At 31.9% G+C, this 23283-nt stretch carries 23 protein-coding genes and 1 pseudogene; 14 read left to right on the top strand and 10 right to left on the bottom strand.

Annotated features, from left to right (window positions below; genetic code table 11):
• Positions 1–81: 81 nt before the first annotated feature.
• From BFJ87_RS01890 to BFJ87_RS01825, 14 genes and pseudogenes are all read left to right on the top strand, one after another.
• The gene (locus BFJ87_RS01890) at positions 82–1101 is read left to right on the top strand and encodes a LacI family DNA-binding transcriptional regulator (RefSeq protein ID WP_077399093.1); all 1020 of its coding nucleotides are present in this window, start codon (positions 82–84) and stop codon (positions 1099–1101) included.
• Between the two features lie 106 nt (positions 1102–1207).
• Entirely contained in the window at positions 1208–1900 is a 693-nt protein-coding gene (locus tag BFJ87_RS01885) for a glycerophosphodiester phosphodiesterase (protein ID WP_077399090.1), read from the top strand.
• Entirely contained in the window at positions 1900–3180 is a 1281-nt protein-coding gene (locus tag BFJ87_RS01880; protein ID WP_077399087.1) for a BaiN/RdsA family NAD(P)/FAD-dependent oxidoreductase, read from the top strand. The genes BFJ87_RS01885 and BFJ87_RS01880 overlap by 1 nt, the downstream gene beginning before the upstream one ends.
• Positions 3177–3719 carry a DUF1697 domain-containing protein gene (locus BFJ87_RS01875; protein ID WP_077399084.1) on the top strand — a complete coding sequence of 181 codons (543 nt, stop codon included), beginning with the start codon at positions 3177–3179 and terminating at the stop codon, positions 3717–3719. The genes BFJ87_RS01880 and BFJ87_RS01875 overlap by 4 nt, the downstream gene beginning before the upstream one ends.
• A gap of 74 nt (positions 3720–3793) precedes the next feature.
• Complete coding sequence (gene mvaD, locus BFJ87_RS01870) at positions 3794–4876, top strand: diphosphomevalonate decarboxylase (RefSeq protein WP_077399081.1); 1083 nt, start codon at positions 3794–3796, stop codon at positions 4874–4876.
• 22 nt (positions 4877–4898) lie between these two features.
• On the top strand, positions 4899–5834 hold the full coding sequence (locus tag BFJ87_RS01865; protein ID WP_077399078.1) for a mevalonate kinase family protein: 936 nt from the start codon (positions 4899–4901) through the stop codon (positions 5832–5834).
• 19 nt (positions 5835–5853) lie between these two features.
• The gene (locus BFJ87_RS01860; RefSeq protein WP_077399076.1) at positions 5854–6759 is read left to right on the top strand and encodes a geranylgeranylglycerol-phosphate geranylgeranyltransferase; all 906 of its coding nucleotides are present in this window, start codon (positions 5854–5856) and stop codon (positions 6757–6759) included.
• Complete coding sequence (locus BFJ87_RS01855) at positions 6759–7709, top strand: carbon-nitrogen hydrolase family protein (RefSeq protein WP_077399073.1); 951 nt, start codon at positions 6759–6761, stop codon at positions 7707–7709. Before BFJ87_RS01860 ends, BFJ87_RS01855 begins: the two co-directional genes overlap by 1 nt.
• Positions 7710–7873: 164 nt before the next feature.
• Positions 7874–8917, top strand: coding sequence for a hypothetical protein (locus tag BFJ87_RS01850; RefSeq protein ID WP_139344196.1), 1044 nt, complete (start codon positions 7874–7876; stop codon positions 8915–8917).
• Positions 8918–9290: 373 nt separating this feature from the next.
• Positions 9291–9629 carry a hypothetical protein gene (locus BFJ87_RS01845; protein ID WP_139344195.1) on the top strand — a complete coding sequence of 113 codons (339 nt, stop codon included), beginning with the start codon at positions 9291–9293 and terminating at the stop codon, positions 9627–9629.
• Between the two features lie 68 nt (positions 9630–9697).
• Positions 9698–10132 (top strand): hypothetical protein, encoded by a 435-nt coding sequence (locus BFJ87_RS01840; protein ID WP_077399065.1) that lies wholly within the window; start codon positions 9698–9700, stop codon positions 10130–10132.
• A gap of 113 nt (positions 10133–10245) precedes the next feature.
• A pseudogene (locus BFJ87_RS17150) lies at positions 10246–10404 on the top strand (transposase); the annotation flags it as partial.
• Positions 10405–10593: 189 nt separating this feature from the next.
• The gene (locus BFJ87_RS01830; protein WP_077399063.1) at positions 10594–11658 is read left to right on the top strand and encodes a hypothetical protein; all 1065 of its coding nucleotides are present in this window, start codon (positions 10594–10596) and stop codon (positions 11656–11658) included.
• Between the two features lie 188 nt (positions 11659–11846).
• Complete coding sequence (locus BFJ87_RS01825) at positions 11847–12677, top strand: pseudouridine synthase (protein ID WP_077399061.1); 831 nt, start codon at positions 11847–11849, stop codon at positions 12675–12677.
• Between the two features lie 137 nt (positions 12678–12814).
• Here the strand turns inward: BFJ87_RS01825 and argH are convergent, their stop codons facing one another.
• The 10 genes from argH to mptB form a co-directional block, all read right to left on the bottom strand.
• Positions 12815–14089, bottom strand: a complete 1275-nt coding sequence (gene argH, locus BFJ87_RS01820) for an argininosuccinate lyase (protein ID WP_077399058.1) — start codon at positions 14087–14089, stop codon at positions 12815–12817.
• A 27-nt stretch (positions 14090–14116) separates the two neighbouring features.
• Complete coding sequence (locus tag BFJ87_RS01815; RefSeq protein WP_077399055.1) at positions 14117–15181, bottom strand: M20 family metallo-hydrolase; 1065 nt, start codon at positions 15179–15181, stop codon at positions 14117–14119.
• Between the two features lie 2 nt (positions 15182–15183).
• A complete protein-coding gene (argB, locus tag BFJ87_RS01810; protein ID WP_077399052.1) occupies positions 15184–15963 on the bottom strand; it encodes an acetylglutamate kinase in 780 nt (259 codons plus the stop codon).
• A 2-nt stretch (positions 15964–15965) separates the two neighbouring features.
• On the bottom strand, positions 15966–16904 hold the full coding sequence (locus tag BFJ87_RS01805) for a Rossmann-fold NAD(P)-binding domain-containing protein (RefSeq protein WP_077399049.1): 939 nt from the start codon (positions 16902–16904) through the stop codon (positions 15966–15968).
• Complete coding sequence (locus BFJ87_RS01800) at positions 16904–18037, bottom strand: aspartate aminotransferase family protein (RefSeq protein WP_077399047.1); 1134 nt, start codon at positions 18035–18037, stop codon at positions 16904–16906. Before BFJ87_RS01800 ends, BFJ87_RS01805 begins: the two co-directional genes overlap by 1 nt.
• A 2-nt stretch (positions 18038–18039) precedes the next feature.
• Positions 18040–18837, bottom strand: coding sequence for a pyrroline-5-carboxylate reductase (gene proC, locus BFJ87_RS01795; protein ID WP_077399044.1), 798 nt, complete (start codon positions 18835–18837; stop codon positions 18040–18042).
• 29 nt (positions 18838–18866) lie between these two features.
• Positions 18867–19841 carry an N-acetyl-gamma-glutamyl-phosphate reductase gene (gene argC / locus BFJ87_RS01790; protein ID WP_077399041.1) on the bottom strand — a complete coding sequence of 325 codons (975 nt, stop codon included), beginning with the start codon at positions 19839–19841 and terminating at the stop codon, positions 18867–18869.
• A 6-nt stretch (positions 19842–19847) separates the two neighbouring features.
• Positions 19848–21032 carry an argininosuccinate synthase gene (locus BFJ87_RS01785; protein WP_077399038.1) on the bottom strand — a complete coding sequence of 395 codons (1185 nt, stop codon included), beginning with the start codon at positions 21030–21032 and terminating at the stop codon, positions 19848–19850.
• Complete coding sequence (locus tag BFJ87_RS01780; protein ID WP_077399035.1) at positions 21025–21651, bottom strand: GNAT family N-acetyltransferase; 627 nt, start codon at positions 21649–21651, stop codon at positions 21025–21027. The genes BFJ87_RS01785 and BFJ87_RS01780 overlap by 8 nt, the downstream gene beginning before the upstream one ends.
• Positions 21652–21872: 221 nt before the next feature.
• Complete coding sequence (mptB, locus tag BFJ87_RS01775; RefSeq protein ID WP_077399032.1) at positions 21873–23234, bottom strand: polyprenol phosphomannose-dependent alpha 1,6 mannosyltransferase MptB; 1362 nt, start codon at positions 23232–23234, stop codon at positions 21873–21875.
• Between the last annotated feature and the right edge of the window lie 49 nt (positions 23235–23283).

Raw genomic sequence — 23283 nt, 5'->3', positions numbered from 1 at the left:
TAAAATCACAATCTGCTTTTATTATTTTAGAATATTGTTTTTTATATGTACATTCATCTGTTAGAAAAAACAAAGTTCATTTTGAAAAAAGTTATCACCCTAAAGCACATAGCAAGAGAGTTAGAAGTGTCTATATCTACTGTTTCCAAGGCACTTAAAAATAGTGAAGAAATTAGCCGAGATACTAAAGAGCGTATACAGGCTTATGCTAAACTTTACAACTACAGACCTAACAATATTGCTATTAGTTTAAAAAACAAGCGAACCAAAAATATAGGTGTAATTATTCCAGACATTGTGCACCACTTTTTTACAACTGTGGTACGTGGTATAGAGAGTTATGCCAACTCTAAAGGGTATAATGTTATTGTGTGCTTGTCCGATGAGTCTTTTGATAAAGAAGTAATAAATATGGAAATGCTTGCCAATGGCAGTATAGACGGTTTTATAATGTCTTTGTCTGTAGGAACACAATTAAAAAACGATTACAATCACCTAAAAGAAATTACAGACCAAGGTATTCCTTTAGTGATGTTTGATAGGGTTACAGATGAAATTGAGTGCGATAAAGTAATTATTAACGATAGGGAAGGTGCTTATTTAGCAGTTAAAAAGTTAATAGCTAACGGACGCAAAAAAATAGCGCTAATTACCACAGATAATTATTTAAGCATTGGAAAACAACGTACAGATGGGTATTGTGATGCTTTACGTGACCACGGTCTTGAGGTAAATGAAAACCTAATTTTAAGTTTGCCTCAAATGAAAATGGATGAAAAGGCCATTAGTGATTTTTATGATAGAGAAGAGGTAGATGCAGTTTTATGTGTGCATGAGTTATTTGCTATGTATAGTATGCGTGTAGCACTTAAAAAAGGATTAAATGTACCGCAAGATATAGAGTTTATTGGGTTTACTGATGGAGATTTATCTAAATATGCTTATCCAAGTTTAACCGCAATAGCACAACACGGTGAGCAAATGGGTGAAATAGCTTCTAAAATGCTAATAGAAAAAATTGAAAGCGAAAAAGAAGAAGAAACATACGTAACAGAAGTGTTACAGTCTACATTGGTAGAACGCGAGTCTACTAAAAATTAAAAATAATACATATTTATAAAAGGACTAAAGTTTTGTTTTAGTCCTTTTTTTATGCAGTTTTTTTACAATTTTACTTTGTGTATTTTTACTGTAAATACTTGTTTGTATGACTAAAAAATTACTTGTTATTGGCCATAGAGGAGCAATGGGTCATGAGACCGAAAATACCATAGCATCTATAAAAAAAGCCTTAGAATTAAAGGTTGATATGATAGAGATTGATGTTTTTAAAATTAAAAGCGGAGAAATTATTGTGTTTCATGATGATGAAGTAAATAGGCTAACAAATGGTACAGGTAATGTTGAAGATTATACGTGGCAAAAACTACAAGAACTTACCCTTATTGGTAATCATAAAATACCACTATTAACTACAGTTTTAGATACTATTAATGCTAAAGTTCCTGTAAATATTGAGCTTAAAGGTGCAGGCACAGCAAAAGATGTAAACACAATACTAGAAGAATATATCAGTACTAAAAACTGGAAATTAGAGCAGTTTATTATCTCTAGCTTTAATTGGCAAGAGTTAACTATTATGCGTAACCTTAATAGCAAAATTGCTATTGGTGTGTTAACAGAAGAAGATCCGTTACAAGCAATACCTATGGCAAAACAACTGCAAGCAATAAGTATAAATCCAGATGAAAAAGATGTTACAGTAGCTGTTGTAACGGCAATAAAAGCAGAAGGTTTTAAACTGTATACGTACACTGTTAATGCACCAGAAAATATAATAAAAATGAAAAATTTACTTGTAGATGGTATATTTACAAATTATCCAGAACGTGTACACTAATGTTTGATGTTATTATAATTGGCGGAGGCGCTGCAGGTTTTTTTACAGCAATACAAATTGCAGAACAAAATAGTAGTTTAAAAGTTGCTATTTTAGAGCGTGGTAAAACAGTTTTAGCCAAAGTAAAAGTTTCTGGTGGTGGTAGATGTAATGTAACGCATGCCGAGTTTAATCCGGCAGACTTGGTACTTAATTACCCGCGTGGAGAAAAAGAGCTATTAGGACCTTTTCATAGTTTTTGCACAGGAGATACTATGGCCTTTTTTGAAGAAAGAGGTGTGCCATTAAAAATAGAAGAAGACGGTCGTATTTTTCCGCAAAGCGACTCATCGCAAAGTATTATAGACTGTTTTATTAATGAAACAGAACGTTTAGGCATTAAAGTAATGAAACTTTGTCCGGTTTCTAATATCGCCTATGAAGATAAAAACAAGCCAGAATTGGGCTTTTTAGTAACTACTCCTAAAAAAGAATTTAAAGCTAAAAAAGTAGTTGTAGCTACAGGTAGTAATCCTAAAATATGGAATTTACTAGAGGGTTTGGGACACAAAATTGTATCACCAGTACCATCGCTTTTTACATTTAATATAAAAGATAGTCGTATTACAGGCATTCCAGGTGTAAGTACCACAGCTAGGGTAACTGTTTATGAGTCTAAAAAAGGCAAAACAAAGGTGTCTAGCAAAATAAAAACTACGGTTAGTAAAAAACCATTGTTAGAGGCAGAAGGTCCATTGCTAATTACACATTGGGGAATGAGCGGACCTGCAATTTTAAAATTATCTGCTTGGGGAGCAACGCTATTGCACGCAAAAAATTACCAATTTGTAGTACAAGTAAATTGGTTGCCAGATATGGTTCCGGGTGCAGTTTTAGAGTATTTAAATTCGGTAAAAGAAACAGATCCTAAAAAAACAATTTTACGTACAAAAATATTAGATATTCCTAGGCGTTTGTGGGTAAACTTGGTTAAAGCAGCAGATATAGACGAAACTGTAAAATGGGCTACAGCTACCAAAATACAGTTGCAAAATTTAGTAGACCAATTAACCGAAAGTGAGTTTTCTGTAAATGGTAAAAGTACTTTTAAAGAGGAATTTGTAACCGCTGGCGGTATAGATTTAAAAGAGGTAAACTTTAAAACTTATGAGAGTAAAGTGGTTAAAAATTTATTTTTTGCAGGTGAAGTTATAAATGTAGATGCCATTACTGGCGGATTTAATTTTCAGAACGCGTGGACAGGTGGTTTTATAGCAGCACAAACAATAGCTAAATTATGATAACTTATATAGCGCTTTTAAGAGGTATAAACGTTAGCGGAAAAAATAAAATTTTAATGGCAGATTTAAAGCAAATGCTATTGCAATTAGGACTCTCTAATATTACAACCTACATACAAAGTGGTAATGTTGTTTTTACTTCTGATGAGGTTGATGCAACTGTTTTATCAGAAAAAATACATACCCAAATTTTAAACACTTTTAAGTTAGATGTTCCAGTTTTGGTGGTAGCCTCATCAACCTTACAAACAATTTTTAATAACAATCCGTTTTTGTCTGAAGAAGAAAAAGAAATTTACTTTGTATTGTTGGCAACTACGCCAAACGCAACGTTAGTATCAGAAATAAATAAAGGAACATATGCTACAGAAAAGTTTACAATTACAGACCATTGTGTGTATTTGCATTGCTTAAACGGTTTTGGTAAGGCAAAATGTAACAATAACTTTTTTGAGCGTAAACTAAAAGTGCAAGCCACAACTAGAAACTACAAAACAATAGCTAAGCTTATAGAAATAAGCAAAAATATAGAAGCTTAAATTATATTTTTATATTGCTATATAACCCAAATCTACTGGGAATTTTCTTTTTATATTTGCTAAAATTTTAAAATATGACCCAAGAGGAGTTTGTGCCTAAAGCGTATACAAATACAGTTTTAGAAGGTACGGTAAAATGGAAATCGCCCAGTAATATTGCTTTGGTAAAATATTGGGGTAAAAAAGATAATCAAATTCCTGCAAACCCATCTATTAGTTTTACGTTAGATGCCTGCGCTACAACAACCTCTGTTACGTATAAAAAGTTAGATAGTAAGGCAGATAATTTTTCATTCGATTTATTTTTTGAAGGAAAACCTAAAGAAGATTTTAAACCAAAAATTGAAACTTTTTTAACTAGAATTGAAGCTTATCTTCCGTTTTTAAAGGAGTATCATTTTAAGATAGAAACATCAAACTCTTTTCCGCACAGTAGTGGTATAGCGTCATCTGCAAGTGGTATGTCTGCTTTGGCATTGTGTTTAATGAGTGTAGAGAAAGAATTAAATCCATCTATAACAACCGCATTTTTTAATAACAAAGCATCATTTTTAGCACGTTTGGGCTCTGGTAGTGCTTGCCGTAGTATAGAGGGTCCGTTGGTACAATGGGGAAACCACGCAAATACAGAAGGCAGTACAGATTTGTTTGGTATAAAATACCCAAACGAGGTACACTCGGTTTTTAAAAATTACCATGATACTATTTTGTTAGTAGACAAAGGTCAAAAACAAGTAAGCAGTACAGTTGGTCATAATTTAATGCACAACCACCCATTTGCTAAAGAACGTTTTGCACAAGCGCATACAAATTTAGATGATTTGCAAACAGTTTTTAAAGAGGGTAATTTAAAAAGATTTGTAGAAATTGTAGAGAGTGAGGCATTAACGCTGCACGCTATGATGATGACAAGTATGCCGTATTTTATTTTGATGAAACCCAATACTTTGCAGATTATCAATAAGATATGGGAATTTAGGGCAATAAATAAGTCAAATATTTGTTTTACCTTAGATGCTGGCGCCAATGTACACGTTTTGTATCCAGAGAGCGAGAAAGAACAAGTATACCAGTTTATTAAAGATGAGCTTGTTGCATATTGCGAAAACGAGCAGTATCTTTGTGATAGAATTGGTTTAGGCGCTAAACAATTGTAAATTAGTAATAAGATATTTTAAAATGAAAGGACCTTTATTTTACTCAAAAATTTTACTGTTTGGAGAGTACGGAATCATAAAAGATTCTAAAGGACTTTCTATACCTTATAATTTTTTTAAAGGAGCATTAAAATCTTCTGATGAGTTGTCTGAAGAGGCAAAAAAATCTAACGAGAGTTTACAACGTTTTGCTCTTTATTTAGAAAAAGTATCTGCAGAAGATGAGAGTTTTTCTTTTGATATTGAAGCTTTAAAAGCAGACGTAGAGCAAGGTATGTATTTTGATAGCTCTATACCACAAGGGTACGGGGTTGGTAGTAGTGGCGCGCTTGTTGCTGCTGTTTATCATAAATACGCGCACAATAAAATTACAGTTCTAGAGAATTTAACTAAAGATAAATTACTTACACTTAAAGGGATTTTTGGTAAAATGGAATCTTTTTTTCACGGTAAATCTTCTGGTTTAGATCCTTTAAATAGTTACTTAAGTTTACCAATTTTAATTAACTCCAAAGATAATATAGAGTCTACAAGCATACCGTCTCAAAACAACCAAGGTACAGGAGCAGTGTTTTTGTTAGATAGTGGTATAATTGGTGAAACTGCACCAATGGTACAAATATTTATGGAGCGTATGAAAGAAGATGGTTTTAGGCATATGCTTAAAGACCAGTTTATAAAACATACAGATGCTTGTGTAGAGGATTTTATTAGTGGTAACGTAAAATCTTTGTTTGGTAACATAAAGCAACTATCTCATGTTGTGTTAGATCATTTTAAACCAATGATTCCGTCTCAGTTTCATAAACTTTGGAAACACGGTATAGATACTAATAAATACTACCTAAAACTTTGTGGTTCTGGCGGTGGTGGTTATATTTTAGGTTTTACAGAAGATATAGATGGCGCACGTAAAGAACTTAAAGACTACAACCTAGAAGTGGTATACAACTTCTAAAAAAACATATATTTATTTTATGCTTAACAGAAAGAACAAACTTATAGTTTTAAAGTTCTTAAGTCTGTTTTCTGTGGTTAGAGGTTACAATATTTTGGTAATTGCTCTGGCTCAATATTTGGCATCAATTTATATATTGGCACCAAACTTACCATTGCGTAAAGTAGTTTTTGATCTTAATTTATTCATAATAGTGCTTGTCTCAGCAATGGTTATAGCATCGGGCTACATTATAAATAATTTTTACGATTCAGAGAAAGACCTTATTAACAAACCTAAAAAAACAATGTTAGACAGGTTGGTAAGTCAGCGTACCAAATTAACAACTTACTTTGTACTTAACTTTTTGGCTGTTTTTTTTGCTAGTTATGTGTCATTTAAAGCAGTACTTTTTTTCTCGTCTTACATTTTCGGAATTTGGTTTTATTCGCATAAATTAAAGAAAGTACCTTTTTTAGGTAATTTTGTTTCTGCAACATTGGCAATAACACCATTTTTTGTGGTTTTTGTGTATTATAAAAATTTTGAACCAGTAATTTTTGTACACGCAATTTTCTTGTTTTTACTCATTTTAGCACGTGAAATGATAAAAGATTTAGAAAACATAGCAGGAGATTTAGCCCAAAATTACAAAACTGTACCTGTACTTTACGGCGCAAAAACATCTAAAATTGCAATTACTATTCTTATAGCATCTAGTCTTGTACCATCATTATTGCTTATTTATAATTTTGATGTTGGCCATATGCACTACTACTTTAAATTGGCGGTTTTACTATTAATTATTTTTTTAATATTTCTGTGGAAATCAGACACCAAAAAGCAATACAATACATTACATAATATCTTAAAGTTTGTAATTATAAGCGGTGTTTTTAGTATTTTGTTGGTCGATATAAATCTCGTCCTAAACAGAATTTTATAATGAACAACATTTTAAAAGTTGGTTTGGCTCAAATTTCTCCGGTTTGGCTAGACAAAGAAGCTACATTAAAAAAAATTGAACATACAATTGTTGCAGCCGCAGAACAAAAAACAGAACTTTTAGTTTTTGGAGAAGCATTGTTACCTGGTTATCCTTTTTGGTTGGCGCACACCAATGGTGCTTCATGGGATTTAAAAGTAAATAAAGAAATACACGCACATTACGTCCGTAATTCTATACAAGTAGAGGCAGGAGAGTTAAACAACATATGTGCATTAGCTAAAACTCATAAAATGGCTATTTATTTGGGTATTATGGAACGTGCTAAAGACAGAGGCGGACACAGTATTTATTGTTCTTTAGTATACATAAATGAAAAAGGTGAAATAAAATCTGTACACAGAAAATTACAACCCACGTATGATGAGCGCTTAACTTGGGCACCAGGAGATGGTAATGGTTTGCAAGTACACCCTTTAAAAGATTTTACAGTAGGCGGCTTAAATTGCTGGGAAAATTGGATGCCTTTACCAAGAGCAGCATTGTATGGTTTAGGAGAGAATTTGCACATAGCAGTTTGGCCAGGTAGTGATTATAATACCAAAGATATTACAAGGTTTATAGCACGTGAATCTCGTAGTTTTGTTATTTCTGTATCATCTTTAATGAGAAAAGAAGATTTTCCTAAAAGTACACCACATTTAAGTAAGATTTTAGAAAATGCTCCAGATGTTTTAGCTAATGGAGGCTCTTGTATTGCAGGTCCAGATGGCGAGTGGGTAGTAGCACCTATTTTACACAAAGAAGGAGTAATATGCCAAAAAATAGACTTTAATAGAGTGTATGAAGAACGACAAAACTTTGATCCTGTTGGGCATTACTCAAGACCAGATGTTACTAATTTACAAGTAAATAGAGAACGACAAAGCACTGTTACGTTTAAAGATTAATTTTTCAGTTTAAATATTTGGTTAACAACACAAGCAAGATGCTTGCGCTAGCGGGGACTACTAATAAAGTTAGTGGAAAAAACAGAGTTTTTAGAAATGATAGAGTTTAGTGATGATGCGTTGTTTAAATTTATAAAAGTAGAATAATAGCTATGTATAAGTTTGTGAAAAAAGAAGAAAAAATCACAGGTATAAAGTGTATTGATAATAATAGTTATTTTACAAAAAAAAATAATTTAGTATGTGATAATGAAAATATAATAAAAGGTGTAGAGGGTTTTTCTTTTTGGCTTTTAGATAAAGGTATTTATTTTCATAATAATGAAGGGGAGGAGTTTTTAAAAAGAGATAATAAAAATTATAAGATTACATACCCTTTTTTTGTTAAATCAAACCTTGATTATAAAGTTTTTTGTGCGGTTAATTATAGAAGAGAAAATAGGAAATGGATGTGGTCTTTAGGGCTTTTTGATTTAACTTCTTTAAGTTTAATAAAAGAATTCCCTTTTGAAAATTATACTGTAGAATCTGTAGTAGATAATAATAGCATAGGTTATTTTGAAAAAAATAAAATATCGGCTTTTAACATTGATAATTGTAAAATTAATTGGGAATTAGATTTAGCTACTATTTTTAATAGTAGGCTTATACATTTTATAGGCGTCTATGAAAATCAGTTATTAATAGCTTGTAGAAATCATTTATTATTATCAGTAGATATTAATACAGGTGAGATACTTCATAAATGGCAAGAATTAGTTGGTTTTGAGGTAGGTTCTCTATATAAAGATGTATTACCAGACCCAACAAACTTTGTATTAGATAAACAAGATTCTAAATTAATAGGTGTTTTTGATACCTACTATTTTGAAATTGATTTGAATACAAAAGAAATCAGTTATTATCAATTAAAAGAAGAGTTGTCTAAATATAATATCAGGTCATTTCGTTCTTTTAATGATAATCCTTTTACATCAGAGTATCTTTTTTTAACAGCACATACTTTTTTAAAGGAAGTTCCAAATGTTAATTTCAGTTCAGTACTTTCTTTAAATAAGAAAACAAAAAAAGTAGATTGGGTTCATACTTTTAAAGATGTAGGTCTTGGTACAAACGTTCCCCAGATTACAGATACACACTTGTATATACTAGATTTAGAAGGAACTCTCCACATTTTTGAAAAAGAAGTAGAAAAAGAATCAATATAGCAACAAAACATAACCCTACTAGAGCGAGCGTCACGCTAGTGCCGTAAAGAGTAAGCAGAGCTACAAAACAATATAAAAGTAATAACCAATAGAATTATGTAGTACAAAAGTTATTCAACAAAAAATAGATTATATACGCAACAACCCTGTAGAATCTGGTTTTGTAACTAGTCCTGTAGATTGGGAATATAGTAGCGCTAGAAATTACCAAGATGACCAAACCATTTTAAATATTGATATATGATTATTAGTAAAACTTTTAGTTTGTTTAACGGCACAAGCAAGATGCTTGCGCTAGCGGGGGAATTATATAGAAGATGCTTGGAAAGCATATTATCCTCAAATCTTTTTTGAAAGAAAGCTCTTTGAAGATATGATGGGCAATTACAGGTATTTAAAAACTTCTGGATGGGGACATACAGATGAAATTGCAAGTAATTTTAAAGCCATTGATTTTTATAAAAATGGAACTTCTTCTGGTAATAATATTTTTACAGAGACCGTAGTTTCTATGAAAACTACAACAATTACAGATGTAAATAAATGGTTAGAATCTAATGCAATAAAGAATAACTTAGATAATCTTATTGCAGGTAAAGGGGCTAATAATGGTATTACTTGGAATGGTAAAACAATTATTTATAATAAAGTAGAAGTTCATATTTATATGCCAAAAGAAAAATTTAAAGATGCCATTAAAAATGAATGGTAAAACACTTTAAAGGTGGAAAGACCAACAATAGATTTTAAGATTAATGCTTTAGAAGAATTTATCCCATAATGAAAATATCAGACCCTTGGATATCCAAAGAGAAATTTAAGAATATTTCTAAAATAAAAGAGAAAATATCTTACGATGCTTATATCGAATTTATAGATACTCATCAAGACTATTTTACTTGGGAAGAAGAAACTGAACAAGGTAAAAATACTTTAAAGAATTTAGATGAAATACCAAAGGCCTTTAGAGATGGTATATTGAAGAGTCATAGTAAACAAAAAGCTAATGCTGAATTTAATTTAAAAAAGAGGTATTATGAAGTTGTTGTTCAATTCAATGAAGAACTTGGAGTGATTAGAACTACTTTTCAAAAAAAAATTAAGAAGCATCATTTAGAATTGTTATTAGAGATGGCAAATTATTTAGATGCTTTGCTTCTTGTTGATGGCACAAAGATTATAAATAAAGAAACTTTGAAAAATGAAATTTCTTAAATTCATAAAAAATATATTTCTTACTCTTAACCTCCAGCTAGCCCTGCTAGCGCGAGCGTCACGCTCGTGCCATAAAGAGTAAGCAGAGCTACAAAACAATATAAAAGTAATAACCAATAGAATTATGGAGTACAAAAGTTATTCAACAAAAAATAGATTATATACACAACAACCCTGTAGAATCTGGTTTTGTAACTAGTTCCGTAGATTGGGAATATAGTAGCGCTAGAAATTACCAAGATGACCAAACCATTTTAAATATTGATATATGATTATTAGTAAAACTTTTAGTTGGTTTAACAGCACAAGCAAGATGCTTGCGCTAGCGGGAGACTAACTAAGACACAGATTTTTAATAATATGAATGACGAATTAAAGGAATTTTTAAGTATTCGAAGAATTTCTGATTTAACAGATTCTAAAATCGATGAAATATTAAATTCAATTATAAAAACTGAATAATGAAATTTAATACAATAGACAAAAAGAAAAACGTTAGAGGATACGCTTTAAAAGAAAATGAAGTTTGGTGGAATTCAGATTTTGAAGTATTTAATAATAAGGGTATATCAGTTATAAAATCGAATATTCATTTACAGAAAATAAATTCAGACAACAATTCTCTATTTATTTCTGATATAGAGGGCAGTTCTTTTTTAATAGATAAAAATGTACTTTTTTTAAAAGATGTATTTATTCTAAAAAAAATATGTAAAAATGAGTTATTAGTAGAACATTTAAATAGAGTTGGTACAGAAATATTAGACATTAAGAATAATAAATTTAAGAAAATTATTAATGAAAGATTATTTGGATTCTTAATTAAGAAAAACACTCTTTTTTATAAAAAAGATAAAATTCAAATTAATTCAATTTCTATTCTAAAAGCCAAACTTAAATGGCAATATAATCTAGAAGATTTAGCCCAATATCAAGACAGAAACGGTAAGATGCAAAATTATGAAGTTGATAAATTTATAGGTGTTTGGAAAGACTCTTTGCTAGTAGCTTGTTCAGGTCAAATGATTCTTGACATTAATATTCAAACAGGTGAACTAAATAGAAAATGGCAAGTATTGCCTGGTTACGGAAGTTCTGCTTTCCAAGGGCGTTTGCAACATAAACTACCTTCTACTGATGGTTTTCAGCTAGATATTTCTAAATCGTATCTATACCATTTAGCAGGTGCTTATTTAGTAACAATAGATTTAGTTACTGGCAAAGCAGATTATCAGTCATTAAAAAATACTTTAGAAGAGCACGTCTTTTCTGGCTTTAGGAGGAGTACTGGCTATGCAGAAGGTGAAACTCACATTTATACTATAGCAGAAATGAACCGTTTAGAGTTAGGTTTAGACTATATACCGCAATGTATTGTTGCTTTTAATAAAAAAACACTAAAAATAGATTGGCATTATAGGTTTGAAGGAGATTGGGTAAAAACTGATATTCCTCAACTAGCCAATAATAAACTATATCAACTTAGCGGAGATAACACATTGTATATTTTTGAAAAAGAAGAATAAATCAGCTTAACTAAAGTGTAGTAGGAGCGTTGTAAATTCAGTAAAATAAAATTGTATTCCAACTCAGATGTTACTAATTTACAAGTAAATAGAGAACAACAAAGCACTGTTACGTTTAAAGATTAATTAGTTAAACTATTATATAGTTATTCAAATTCCTTTGCTACCTTTGCAAAAAATATAATACAATGGGTAGATCTGACTATAATAAGGACAGAAAATCTTCAGGAAAGGATAATGGAGGAACAAGAAAGAGGAATTTTACTGGTTCAGGTAAACCAAAAAGTACTCAAAAACCTTCAGATCCTAATTCTATAAGGTTAAATAAATATGTAGCTAATTCTGGAGTATGTTCTAGAAGAGAAGCAGATGTTTTTATTGCTGCTGGTAGTGTTACCGTAAATGGTAAAGTAGTATCAGAAATGGGGTATAAAGTTAAGCTTGATGATGTTGTTAAGTTTGATGGTAGACACCTTAATCCGGAAAAAAGAGAATACGTTTTACTAAATAAGCCAAAAGATTTTAGCACAACCGTTAGAAATGAACACGGTAAAAGAAATGTTGCAGGTTTAATTTCTAGCGCTTCTAAAGCTACTTTATTACCGGTAGATAAAATGACTAAAGCATCTACAGGTTTATTGTTGTTTACTAACGACAAAGAACTTACAAGACGCTTGGTAAGTCCTAAAAACGGTTTGCGTAAAATTTACCATGTAGAATTATCTAGACCATTAAGTGCTGCAGATTTAAAAAAGATTCAAGACGGTATTGCTATTGATGAAAAAGTAGTAAACGTACACGATATTAGTTATGTAGATAATGCTCCTAAAAACCAAGTTGGTATAGAACTTTTTAGTAGTAGAAGTAATATTGTAACTAAAATTTTTGAACACTTAGACTATGAAGTTGTAAAGTTAGATAGGGTTGTTTACGGAGGTTTAACTAAAAAAGATTTACCACGTGGACACTGGCGTTACTTAACAAAACAAGAAGTTGTTAACCTAGGTATGGTTAATTAATATAAAAGCTGTGTTTTTAACACAGCTTTTTTTTATTCCTAGTTTTTTATAAGCTGATATTTTTAAATAAAATTAAAACCCCTAATATTTTGATGTTAGGGGTTTTATCTTTTTTTTGGGGAAAAAGGATTAAAATTTTAATCAATTAATTTATCTCTAATTTCTTGCAAGCATAAATTACCTAAACTGCCTTGGTGTGTGTGTTTAATATCTTTTTTAGGGGCAAAAGTACCTTCATTAATTTCTTTGCCCATTTTTTTATAAGCATCTCTAAATGGTATTCCGCTTAAAACCAACTCGTTTAACGTGTCTACACTAAATAAATAATCGTATTTAGGGTCTTCTAAAATGGCTTCATTTACACGTACTTCTTTTAAGCTAAAAGTCAGTATTTCTAAACAAGCTTTAATGTCTTGTATTGCAGGTATAATAACCTCTTTTACCAATTGTAAATCTCTGTGGTAGCCACTAGGTAAGTTGTTTGTTATTAAAATTAACTGGTTAGGTATAGCTTGTAATTTATTGCATTTACCACGTATAAGCTCAAACACATCTGGGTTTTTCTTATGCGGCATAATGCTAGAACCCGTTGTAAGTTCATCCGGAAAAGAAATAAAATTAAAATTCTGACTCATATACAAACAAATATCCATTGCCATTTTAGATAAGGTAGCAGCAACGTTACTAATACCAAAGGCAGCAGCTTTTTCTACTTTACCACGGCCCATTTGCGCAGCTACAACATTGTATTTTTGAGTAGCAAAGCCCATTTCTTTTGTAGTAAAATCTCTGTCTATAGGAAAAGAACTGCCGTAACCAGCAGCACTACCAAGCGGATTTTGATCTGCTATTTTGTAGGCGGCATCAACAAAATACAAATCATCTATTAAGCTTTCTGCATAGGCAGAAAACCAAAGTCCAAATGAAGAGGGCATAGCAATTTGCAAATGTGTATAACCAGGCAATAACACATTTTTATATTTATTAGCAAGATTTAAAAGTAGGTTAAATAAAACTTTAACTTCGCTCTTAATTTCTTGTAATTCATCTTTTAAATACAAATGCATAGCCACTAAAACCTGATCATTTCTAGAACGTGCTGTGTGTATTTTTTTTCCGGTGTCACCTAATTTTTCGGTTAATACAAACTCTATTTTAGAGTGCATATCCTCAAAAGAATCTTCAATAACAAAAGAGCCTTCTTCTATGGTTTTTGCAATAGCACTAAGCTCTTTAACCAAATTCTCTGCTTCTTGCGCTGTAATAAGTCCTATTTTGCCAAGCATTTTTGCGTGTGCTTTAGACGCAATAACATCGTACTTAGCAAGTAGTAAGTCTAACTCCCTGTCATTACCAACTGTAAAATGATCTATTTTTTTATCGGTACTAAATCCTTTGTCCCAAAGTTTCATAATCTTTTTGTTTTTTTAGGTGCTTACTTATTGCAGAAACCCATTTAATATTTTAATGTATAAATCTATACCTTCTTCAATCTCATTCACATAAATAAACTCATCTGCAGAATGTGACCTTGTACTGTCTCCTGGTCCTAATTTTAAAGACTGACACGTAAGTGCCGCTTGGTCTGATAGTGTTGGAGAACCATACGTTTTTCTCCCTAAAGCAATACCAGCTTGTACTAGAGGATGACTTATGTCTATAGCTGAAGAATTTAACTTTAAACCACGAGGAGTAAGCTTGCAAGGAGCTTCTTTTTGTAACATTTCTGCAACCTCTTTATTGGTATATTTATCATTTACCCTAACATCTATTACTAAGTCTACTTTTGCGGGTACAACATTGTGTTGTTTGCCAGCATTAATTTGGGTAACGGTAAGTTTTACTTCGCCTAAAACATCAGAGACTTTAGAAAAAGAATAGTTTTTAAACCACTCTAACACTTTTATAGTGTTGTAAATAGAATTGTCATTATTTGGGTGCGCTGCATGAGATGGTGTTCCTTTAACTTCGGCATCAAAAACAATAAGTCCTTTTTCTGCAATAGCCAACTGCATTAATGTAGGTTCACCAACAATAGCAACATCAATTTGTGGTAACTTAGGTAGTAAACCTCTTAAGCTATTTGGTCCGGCAGATTCTTCTTCCATAGAAGCTACCATAAGTATATTATGCTTTAGGTTTTCGGCATTGTAAAAATGAGAAAATGTAGCCAATAAAGAGACTAAGCAACCACCAGCATCATTGCTTCCTAAACCATACAATTTACCGTCTTCTATATGCGGATTAAATGGGTCTTTAGTGTAAGCAGAATTTGGTTTTACAGTGTCATGATGCGAGTTTAAAAGCAAGGTTGGTTTGCTAGCATCCCAATGCTTGTTTTTAGCATAAACATTATTATTATCTCTAGTAAACGGAATATTAAAACTTGTAAACCAGTTTTCAATTGCATCTGCAGTTTTATCCTCTTCAGATGAAAATGATTGTATAGCTATTAATTCTTTTAATAAATCTATAGCTTTTTCTGTAAGCTGTTTTTGTTCCATTTTTATAGTGTTATTGTGGTGTAAAGTGTTTCATTTTTATCTAACATAGAAACATCTCCTATGCAAACCGTAGTTACTTTTTTCTGTAAAGCATTAAAGCAGTTTTCAAGTTTGGGTAACATACCATCTGCAATTACCTTACTATCTAAAAGTTCTTTATAGGTTTCTGTATTTATTTTTTTTACTACAGAATTTTCATTTGTTATGTCTAATAAAACACCTTTTTTCTCAAAGCAATAATACAATGTAGTGTCATACAAACTACTCATAGCAATAGCAATTTCAGAGGCAATGGTATCTGCATTGGTGTTTAGTAATTGCCCGAATTTATTATGTGTAAGTGCACAAAAAACAGGCGTCCAGTTGTTTTGTAGCATAGCATGTATAGTATTACTGTTAACAGCTACAATATCGCCAGCAAAGCCATAATCTATGTCTTTTACTGGTCTTTTTACTGCTTGTATAACATTAGCATCTGCACCGCTTAAACCAATAGCGTTACAGTTTAGTGACTGCAATTCTACAACAATATTTTTGTTGGCTAACCCACCGTAAACCATAGTAATTAGTTCTAAACTTTGTGCGTCTGTAATACGCCTTCCGTTTATAAGTGTAGATTCAATTCCCAGTTTTTTTCCAAGTTCGGTAGCTAATTTTCCGCCACCGTGAACTAATATTTTTAGACCTTCAATTTTAGAAAAAGCAATTAAAAACTTACTCAGTTCTTTTTTGTTTTCTATTACGTTACCGCCAATTTTTACAATGGATAATTTTTGTGCCATAGTTATTGGTTTTCTAATATTTTTTTTAATGCTATTTGTGCAGCAAAAGTTCTGTTGTTGGCTTGTTCTATTACTAAAGATTGGTTGCTGTCTAAAACAGCATCTTCTACAATTACATTTCTACGTACAGGTAAGCAGTGCATAAATTTAGCTGCTCCTAATTTTTTTAAAGTAATTGTCCAGTTTTTATCTTGATTTAAAACCTCACCATAATTTTGGTAACTACTCCAGTTTTTAACGTAAACAAAATCGGCATTTTCTAAAGCCTTTTCTTGGTCATATTCTATAGTAGCACCTTTTGTAATATTAGTATTTAACTCGTACCCTTTTGGGTGTGTAATTACAAAGTCAGCATCTTGTAAATGCATCATTTCTATAAAAGAATTTGCCACCGCATGTGGTAAAGCCTTAGGATGTGGAGCCCAAGAAAGTACAACTTTAGGTTTAGGTTTTGTGTTGTTTTCTGCCAAAGTAATAGCATCTGCCAATGCTTGTAACGGATGTCCAACAGAGCTTTCCATATTTAAAATAGGAACAGTAGCGTGTTTTATAAAGCCGTTAATAACCAACTCTGCCTCGTCTTCTTCTTTATCTTGTAAATTGGCAAAGGCTCTAATGCCAATAACATCGCAGTACTGAGAAACTACTTGTGCAGCCTCTTTTACGTGTTCAGATTTGCCTTGGTCCATAACAGTGCCATCTGTAAATTCAAGTGTCCAGCCCTCTGCACCAAAATTCATAACAATAACCTCCATACCCAAGTTTTGGGCAGCTTTTTGTGTGCTAAGCCGTGTTCTTAAGCTGTTATTAAAAAACAATAAAACAATGGTTTTATTTTCCCCTAAGTATTTATATTTCTTAGGGTTTTTCTTCAATTCTATGGCTTCATCAACCCAATTGGGAAGCGAATTTATATCTGTTATGGAAATGTAATTCTTCATTATAATTCTTTTAATTCGGCTTGTAAAGCATCAAAAAACACATCTATTAAAGCTGTGGTTATGTTTAGCGCAGGCAGAATACGCAATAAGGTTTTATCCTTAGCTCCGCCAGTAAATACAAACTGGTTGTATATCATTTTTTTTCTAAGATCACCAACTTCAAAATCAAATTGAAGTCCTAGCATTAATCCGCGACCTTTTACTTTTTTTATTTGTGGTACGCTAGTGGCCTTTTGCAAAAAGTAAGCATTCATTTTAGCAGCATTACGTAGTAAATCTTCTTGCTCTATAACTTCTAAAACAGCTAAACAAGCAGCACAAGCTAAATGGTTGCCACCAAAAGTAGTACCTAATAAACCGTAAGAGGCTTTTATTTTTTCTTGAATTAGAACACCGCCCACAGGAAAACCATTACCCATTCCTTTGGCAATTGTTACAATATCTGGTTTTATATTATGATGCTGATAAGCAAAAAACTCGCCAGTTCTTCCGTAGCCAGACTGTACTTCATCTGCAATTAAAACCACATTGTGCTTTTTGCATAAAGCTTCTATTTTTTGGTAAAACTCTGTAGTAGGTTCATCTAAACCACCAACGCCTTGTACTGCCTCTAAAATAACAGCACAAACATCATCTTTTTCAATTTCAGTAGTAAAAGATTCAATATCATTAAATGCTAAAAAAGTTACTTTTTGTTGTTTATTTATTGGCGCATTTATGGCGGCATTATCTGTAGCTGCAACAGCAGCAGATGTTCTGCCATGAAACCCGTTATTAAAAGCAATAACTCTAGATTTGTTGGTGTAGAATGATGCTAATTTCAGTGCATTTTCATTGGCTTCTGCGCCAGAATTACACAAAAATAAATTGTAATCTTGACAATTAGATAACTCTACAAGTTTTTCTGCCAACTCACCTTGTAGAGGGTTTTGCACTGCGTTGCTATAAAAGGCAATTTTATCTAATTGCTCTTTAATTCTGCGTACGTAATGCGGGTGCGAATGTCCTATAGAAATTACTGCATGGCCACCATAAAAATCTAAATATTCTTGACCTTTATCATCTATTACCTGGCTGCCTTTTGCAGAAACCGGAGTGACATTATACAAAGGGTATACATCAAATAAATTCATCCTTAATTTTTTACTTTAAACTCACTTATTTTATCAAACGAAGCTACAATTCCTCTAATTAAAGAAGAGCTTAATCCTTGGTGCTCCATCTCGTTTAAACCTTTAATGGTACAGCCCATAGGTGTTGTTACACGGTCTATTTCTTGCTCTGGGTGGTTGCCAGATTCTATTAATAAACTAGCAGCACCGTTACAGGTATACATTGCTAGTTCTTGTGCTTCTTTAGCATCAAAACCTAGTTGTATAGCTCCTTGTGTAGTAGCACGTATTAGTCGCATCCAAAAAGCAATTCCGCTTGCACAAATTACTGTTGCCGCTTGCATTTGACTTTCAGGAATTTCTAAAGAGTGTCCCATTCTGTTAAAAATGGCTTTGGCTAATTCTATTCGTTTTTTACCCATTTCATTGCTACAAACGCAGGTCATAGACTGTCCTACAGAAATAGCTGTGTTAGGCATACTTCTAATAATATAGGTGTCTTTACCAAGGATAGCTTCAATTTTTTTAATACTAAAACCAGTTATGGTAGATATTACAATGTGTTTTTCTGTAAGCAAATCTTTAACATCATTTAAAATAGCTTCAAAATGATTAGGCTGTACAGCAAAAATTAAGACATCAGAATTTTTTACAGCCTCTCTATTGTCTGCAGTAACAGTTACGTTGCCATAAGTTTTATACTCTTCAATACTTTCTGTACTTCTTTTTGTTAAGTACATTGTAGTTGCACCGTTAGAATTTAAAATACCTTTTGCAATAGATAATCCTAAATTTCCGGCACCTATAATAGCTAGTTTCATAGTTGGTTTTTTTATTTTTTAGATTGATGTTAAAATGCGGTTGCTTTTAGTTTTAAACCTTCATCTTCATTAAAACCGTACATTAAATTCATATTCTGTACCGCTTGCCCAGATGCACCTTTTAGTAAATTATCTATGGCAGATGTAACTAGTAAATTGCCGTTATGTAAGTGCAAGTGCAAATGGCATTGGTTGGTGTTTACTACTTGTTTTAAATGAATTTCTGAGTCTGATACATTTGTAAATTTCGCATCTGCATAAAAATTAGTGTACAGCTCATAAGCATCTTCTAAACTCCCTTTATATTTTGTGTAAGCAGTAGCAAAAATACCTCTGGCAAAGTTTCCTCTTTGCGGAAGAAACAGTAACTCTCCAATTTCATTTTTAAAAGACTGTAAACTTTCACCTATTTCACCTAAATGTTGGTGTGTAAAAGGTTTGTACCATGATACATTGTTGTTACGCCAGCTAAAATGGGTAGAGTCACTTGGTTTTACGCCAGCGCCAGTACTACCAGTTACAGCATTTATATGCACATCATTATGTAAAATATTTGCTTTTGCCAATGGTAGTAATGCAAGCTGAATTGCTGTAGCAAAGCAACCCGGATTTGCAATGTAATTTGCTGTTTTTATTTTTTCTTTATTGGTTTCTGGTAAGCCGTAAATAAATTCTTTTCCGTTTAAAATAGCATCATTTTGCAGCCTAAAATCATTACTTAAATCTATAATTTTAGTGTTACTTGAAAATGAATTTTCTGTTAAGAAAGTGGTAGAGTTACCGTGACCAAGGCACAAAAAAACAAGATCTACATTTAAATTTACTGTACCCGTAAATTTAAGATCTGTTTGTCCTAATAAATCAGGATGTGCAGTTGCAATGCTTTTACCTGCTCTAGTTGTACTGTAAATAAAATTAATATTTGCTTTAGGGTGATTTAAAAGTAACCTTATTAACTCCCCACCTGTATACCCAGAACCACCAATAATACCTATGTTAATCATCCTATTTTAATTTTTATTTACGTGATTGTATATTTTACCTGAGTTAGATAAAATTTTAATAAATCCTTTAGCATCGTCAGCTGTCCATCCTTTATTCATTTCACCGTAACTACCAAAAGAAGCGTTCATAAGGTCGTGTTTGGAGGCAATACCATTAAGCTCAAACCTGTACGGGTGTAGTGTAACAAATACATCTCCAGAAACATTTTTTTGCGTGTCTTTTAAAAAGGCTTCAATGTTACGCATAACTTCATCTAGGTAGTTACCTTCATGTAATAGCATACCATAAAAGTTACCCTGTTGTTCTTTTTGGTATTGTTGCCATTTTGTAAGCGTATGTTTTTCTAGTAAATGGTGTGCTTTTATAATTAGTAATGATGCAGCAGCCTCAAAGCCAACTCTACCTTTAATACCAATAATTGTATCGCCAACGTGTATGTCTCTACCTATAGCAAATTTTGAGGCAACATCATTTAACTTAGTAATATTGTTAATTGGTTTGTCTTGCTCATCATTAATTGCTGTAATTTCTCCTTTGGTAAAAGTTAACTTTACATCCAAAGGGTTTCTTTCTTCAAGCTGACTAGGATATGCGGTATCTGGTAATGGAGAATGTGATGTTAGCGTTTCATCGCCACCAACAGAAGTTCCCCATAGTCCTTTATTAATAGAGTATTTGGCTTTTTCCCAAGGATAGTCTACACCATTTTCTTTTAAATATGCAATTTCTACTTCTCTAGATAATTGGTTGTCTCTAATAGGAGTAATAATTTCTATTTCTGGTGCAATGATCTGAAAAATCATATCAAACCTAACCTGGTCATTACCTGCCCCTGTACTGCCATGAGCAATGTATTTGGCGCCTATTTTTTTTGCGTGATTTACAATTTCTATAGCCTGTACAATACGCTCTGCACTAACTGATAATGGATATGTATTATTTTTTAAAACATTCCCAAAAATTAAATATTTTACAACCTTGTTGTAAAATGTTTGTACAGCATCTATAGAAGTATAGCTGGATGCCCCCAATTCTAGAGCTTTCTTTTTAATATTAGTAATTTCTTGTTTAGTAAAACCACCAGTATTTACACTAACAGCGTGTACTTCAAAACCTTTGTCTTTTGATAAATATTTTGCGCAGTAAGACGTATCTAAACCACCACTATATGCTAAAACTAATTTACTCATCTTTATTTTTCTTTTTTAAGAACAATTGCTCTTTTATACTTTTTAATCTTTTAAATACTTTGCCATCTACCTCTTTTTTATCGGTAGCTTTTGGTTTTGCAGCAGGATCATATAACATACCTGTACAAAGACACATTTTTTGTTCTGTTCTAGTTAGTACATCAAAATTTTTACAAGTTTGGCATCCTTTCCAAAATTCAGGGTCATCTGTAAGTTCAGAAAAAGTAACTGGTTTGTAACCAAGTTCATAGTTCATTTTCATAACAGCAAGACCTGTTGTAATACCAAATATTTTTGCGTCAGGGAATTTTTCTCTTGATAGTTTAAAAATGCGCTCTTTTATTTTTTTTGCAAGCCCAAGATTCCTAAAATCTGGATGCACAATTAGTCCAGAATTGGCAACAAATTTATTGTGTCCCCAAACCTCTATATAGCAAAAACCAGCAAACTTTTCTCCGTCTAAGGCAATAACCGCATTACCATTTTGCAGCCTTTTTAGAATGTATTCTGGCGTACGCTTAGCAATTCCGGTACCGCGTACTTTAGCAGATTCTGTTATTGTATCAGAAATTATTTGCGCATATTTAATATGCGATGCATTAGCAATTACAATTCTCATTGAATGTTGCTTTAATGTTAGTATTGTAAAAATTTATGTCTTGAAAAACGGAATTGGACTCACCTAATTCCAAAATAGAAGTAATACCCTTACGGGCGGCGGCGTGTAGGAACAAGCGTAGCTAAGGGTGTAGAAACCCTGCTAAAAAATAATATGTTTGTGTTCTTGTTCATTACAAGACCAAATGTACAAATTAAATTAAGCTAGCCTAATTTGCAAGTTTATTTTTTTGAATAAAGTAAGTTTTGTCTATTAAGTCTGAGTAATTCGTAAATTACAAAGCTAAAAATTGTAATATACTCAATTGCTAGTATACCTAAATGTTCTTTAAAATCTGGGTTAGAGTATGCCCAATAACTTAAAAATACTAATGCAGACCATAAAATTGCAAATCTAAACTTAGTAAATACACTAAGTAATGCTATAAAAATTATATACCAAGGGTGCACAGTAGTAGATATAAAATAGTATATAGTTAGTACCCAAAGCATACTAGTAAATAAGCTAGTAATGGTTTTGTTATTTTTTAAAAGAGAGAAAAGAAAAACCATTGCTATAGTTATATATGGAGATATTTTTCCGAATGCCCTAATGGTTTCCCAGTCTTTACTACCATTAATTTCGGCAACTTTTTTAATAATGTTATAGATGCTAGCATTAAACTCAAAATTACTAAACCAAAGTCCTATAGTTGTGGTGTAATTATTTATAAATTCTGATGAATAAAATGGTACTAAAAGAGCAAGTATAGTAACACCAATTATAGTGTAAAAAGGAATTACTTTTTTTAAACCTAAATGTCTTATAAATAATGGTAAAAACATTAGTGGTACAAGTTTTACAGCTATTGATAGTGCTAAAATAGGAGCGGCAAGCAAATATTTTTTTTGAGAAAGTAAATGCATACTCCAAATAAAAAAGAAAAGCATTACACCTTCAAAATGAAGATTTCCTGTAAGCTCTATAATTACTAGTGGATTTAAAAAGTACCAAAATAGTAAGTGTGACGATAAGTTTAGTTTTGCCAGTAATTTGCGGCCAAAATATAGAATGCCAATATCTGCAAGTATAATTACAAGACGCATTGTTAGTATACTGCCAAGCATACTTTTGCCACTAAACAATGCTGCTAGTGCAAATATAAACTGATTTAATGGTGGATAATTACTAAAGTTTTTTGCGCTAATTTCTCCCATACTTGCGTATAAATGAGCAGCATTATTTATATGAACTTTTCCTAGTTCTACAATAGTATTTGGTGTTTGTAAATATGGGTTTTGGCCTTGTAGAACTAATTCGCCATCCCAAATAAACCTATAAAAATCTTGAGATAGCATTGGCTCTACAAATAAAAAAATAAGCCTAAATAAAATGCCCGCAGCGAGTAAAAATTTAAAGTTCCATTTTTCAAATTGTATAAGCTTGTAGCATAAAAAAAATAGTGCCGCAGCTAAAGTAATTAACTTAGGAAAATCTGTGCGTACTAAATGGTATGCAAAAGTGTAATAAAAAAGTAGGCTAGCAAGTAGTAATAATATAGGTATTTTGTGTAACCTATAATATGATAAAATTTTTACTTGCATTACAAAAAATATAATTTACATTAAGTCTTCTAATGTACTAAAAAATATA

The organism is Cellulophaga omnivescoria (genome assembly GCF_001999725.1).
Classification (GTDB): domain Bacteria; phylum Bacteroidota; class Bacteroidia; order Flavobacteriales; family Flavobacteriaceae; genus Cellulophaga; species Cellulophaga omnivescoria.
Note: the sequence above shows the minus strand (reverse complement) of the source record. Positions and strands in the feature narration are given on the sequence as shown.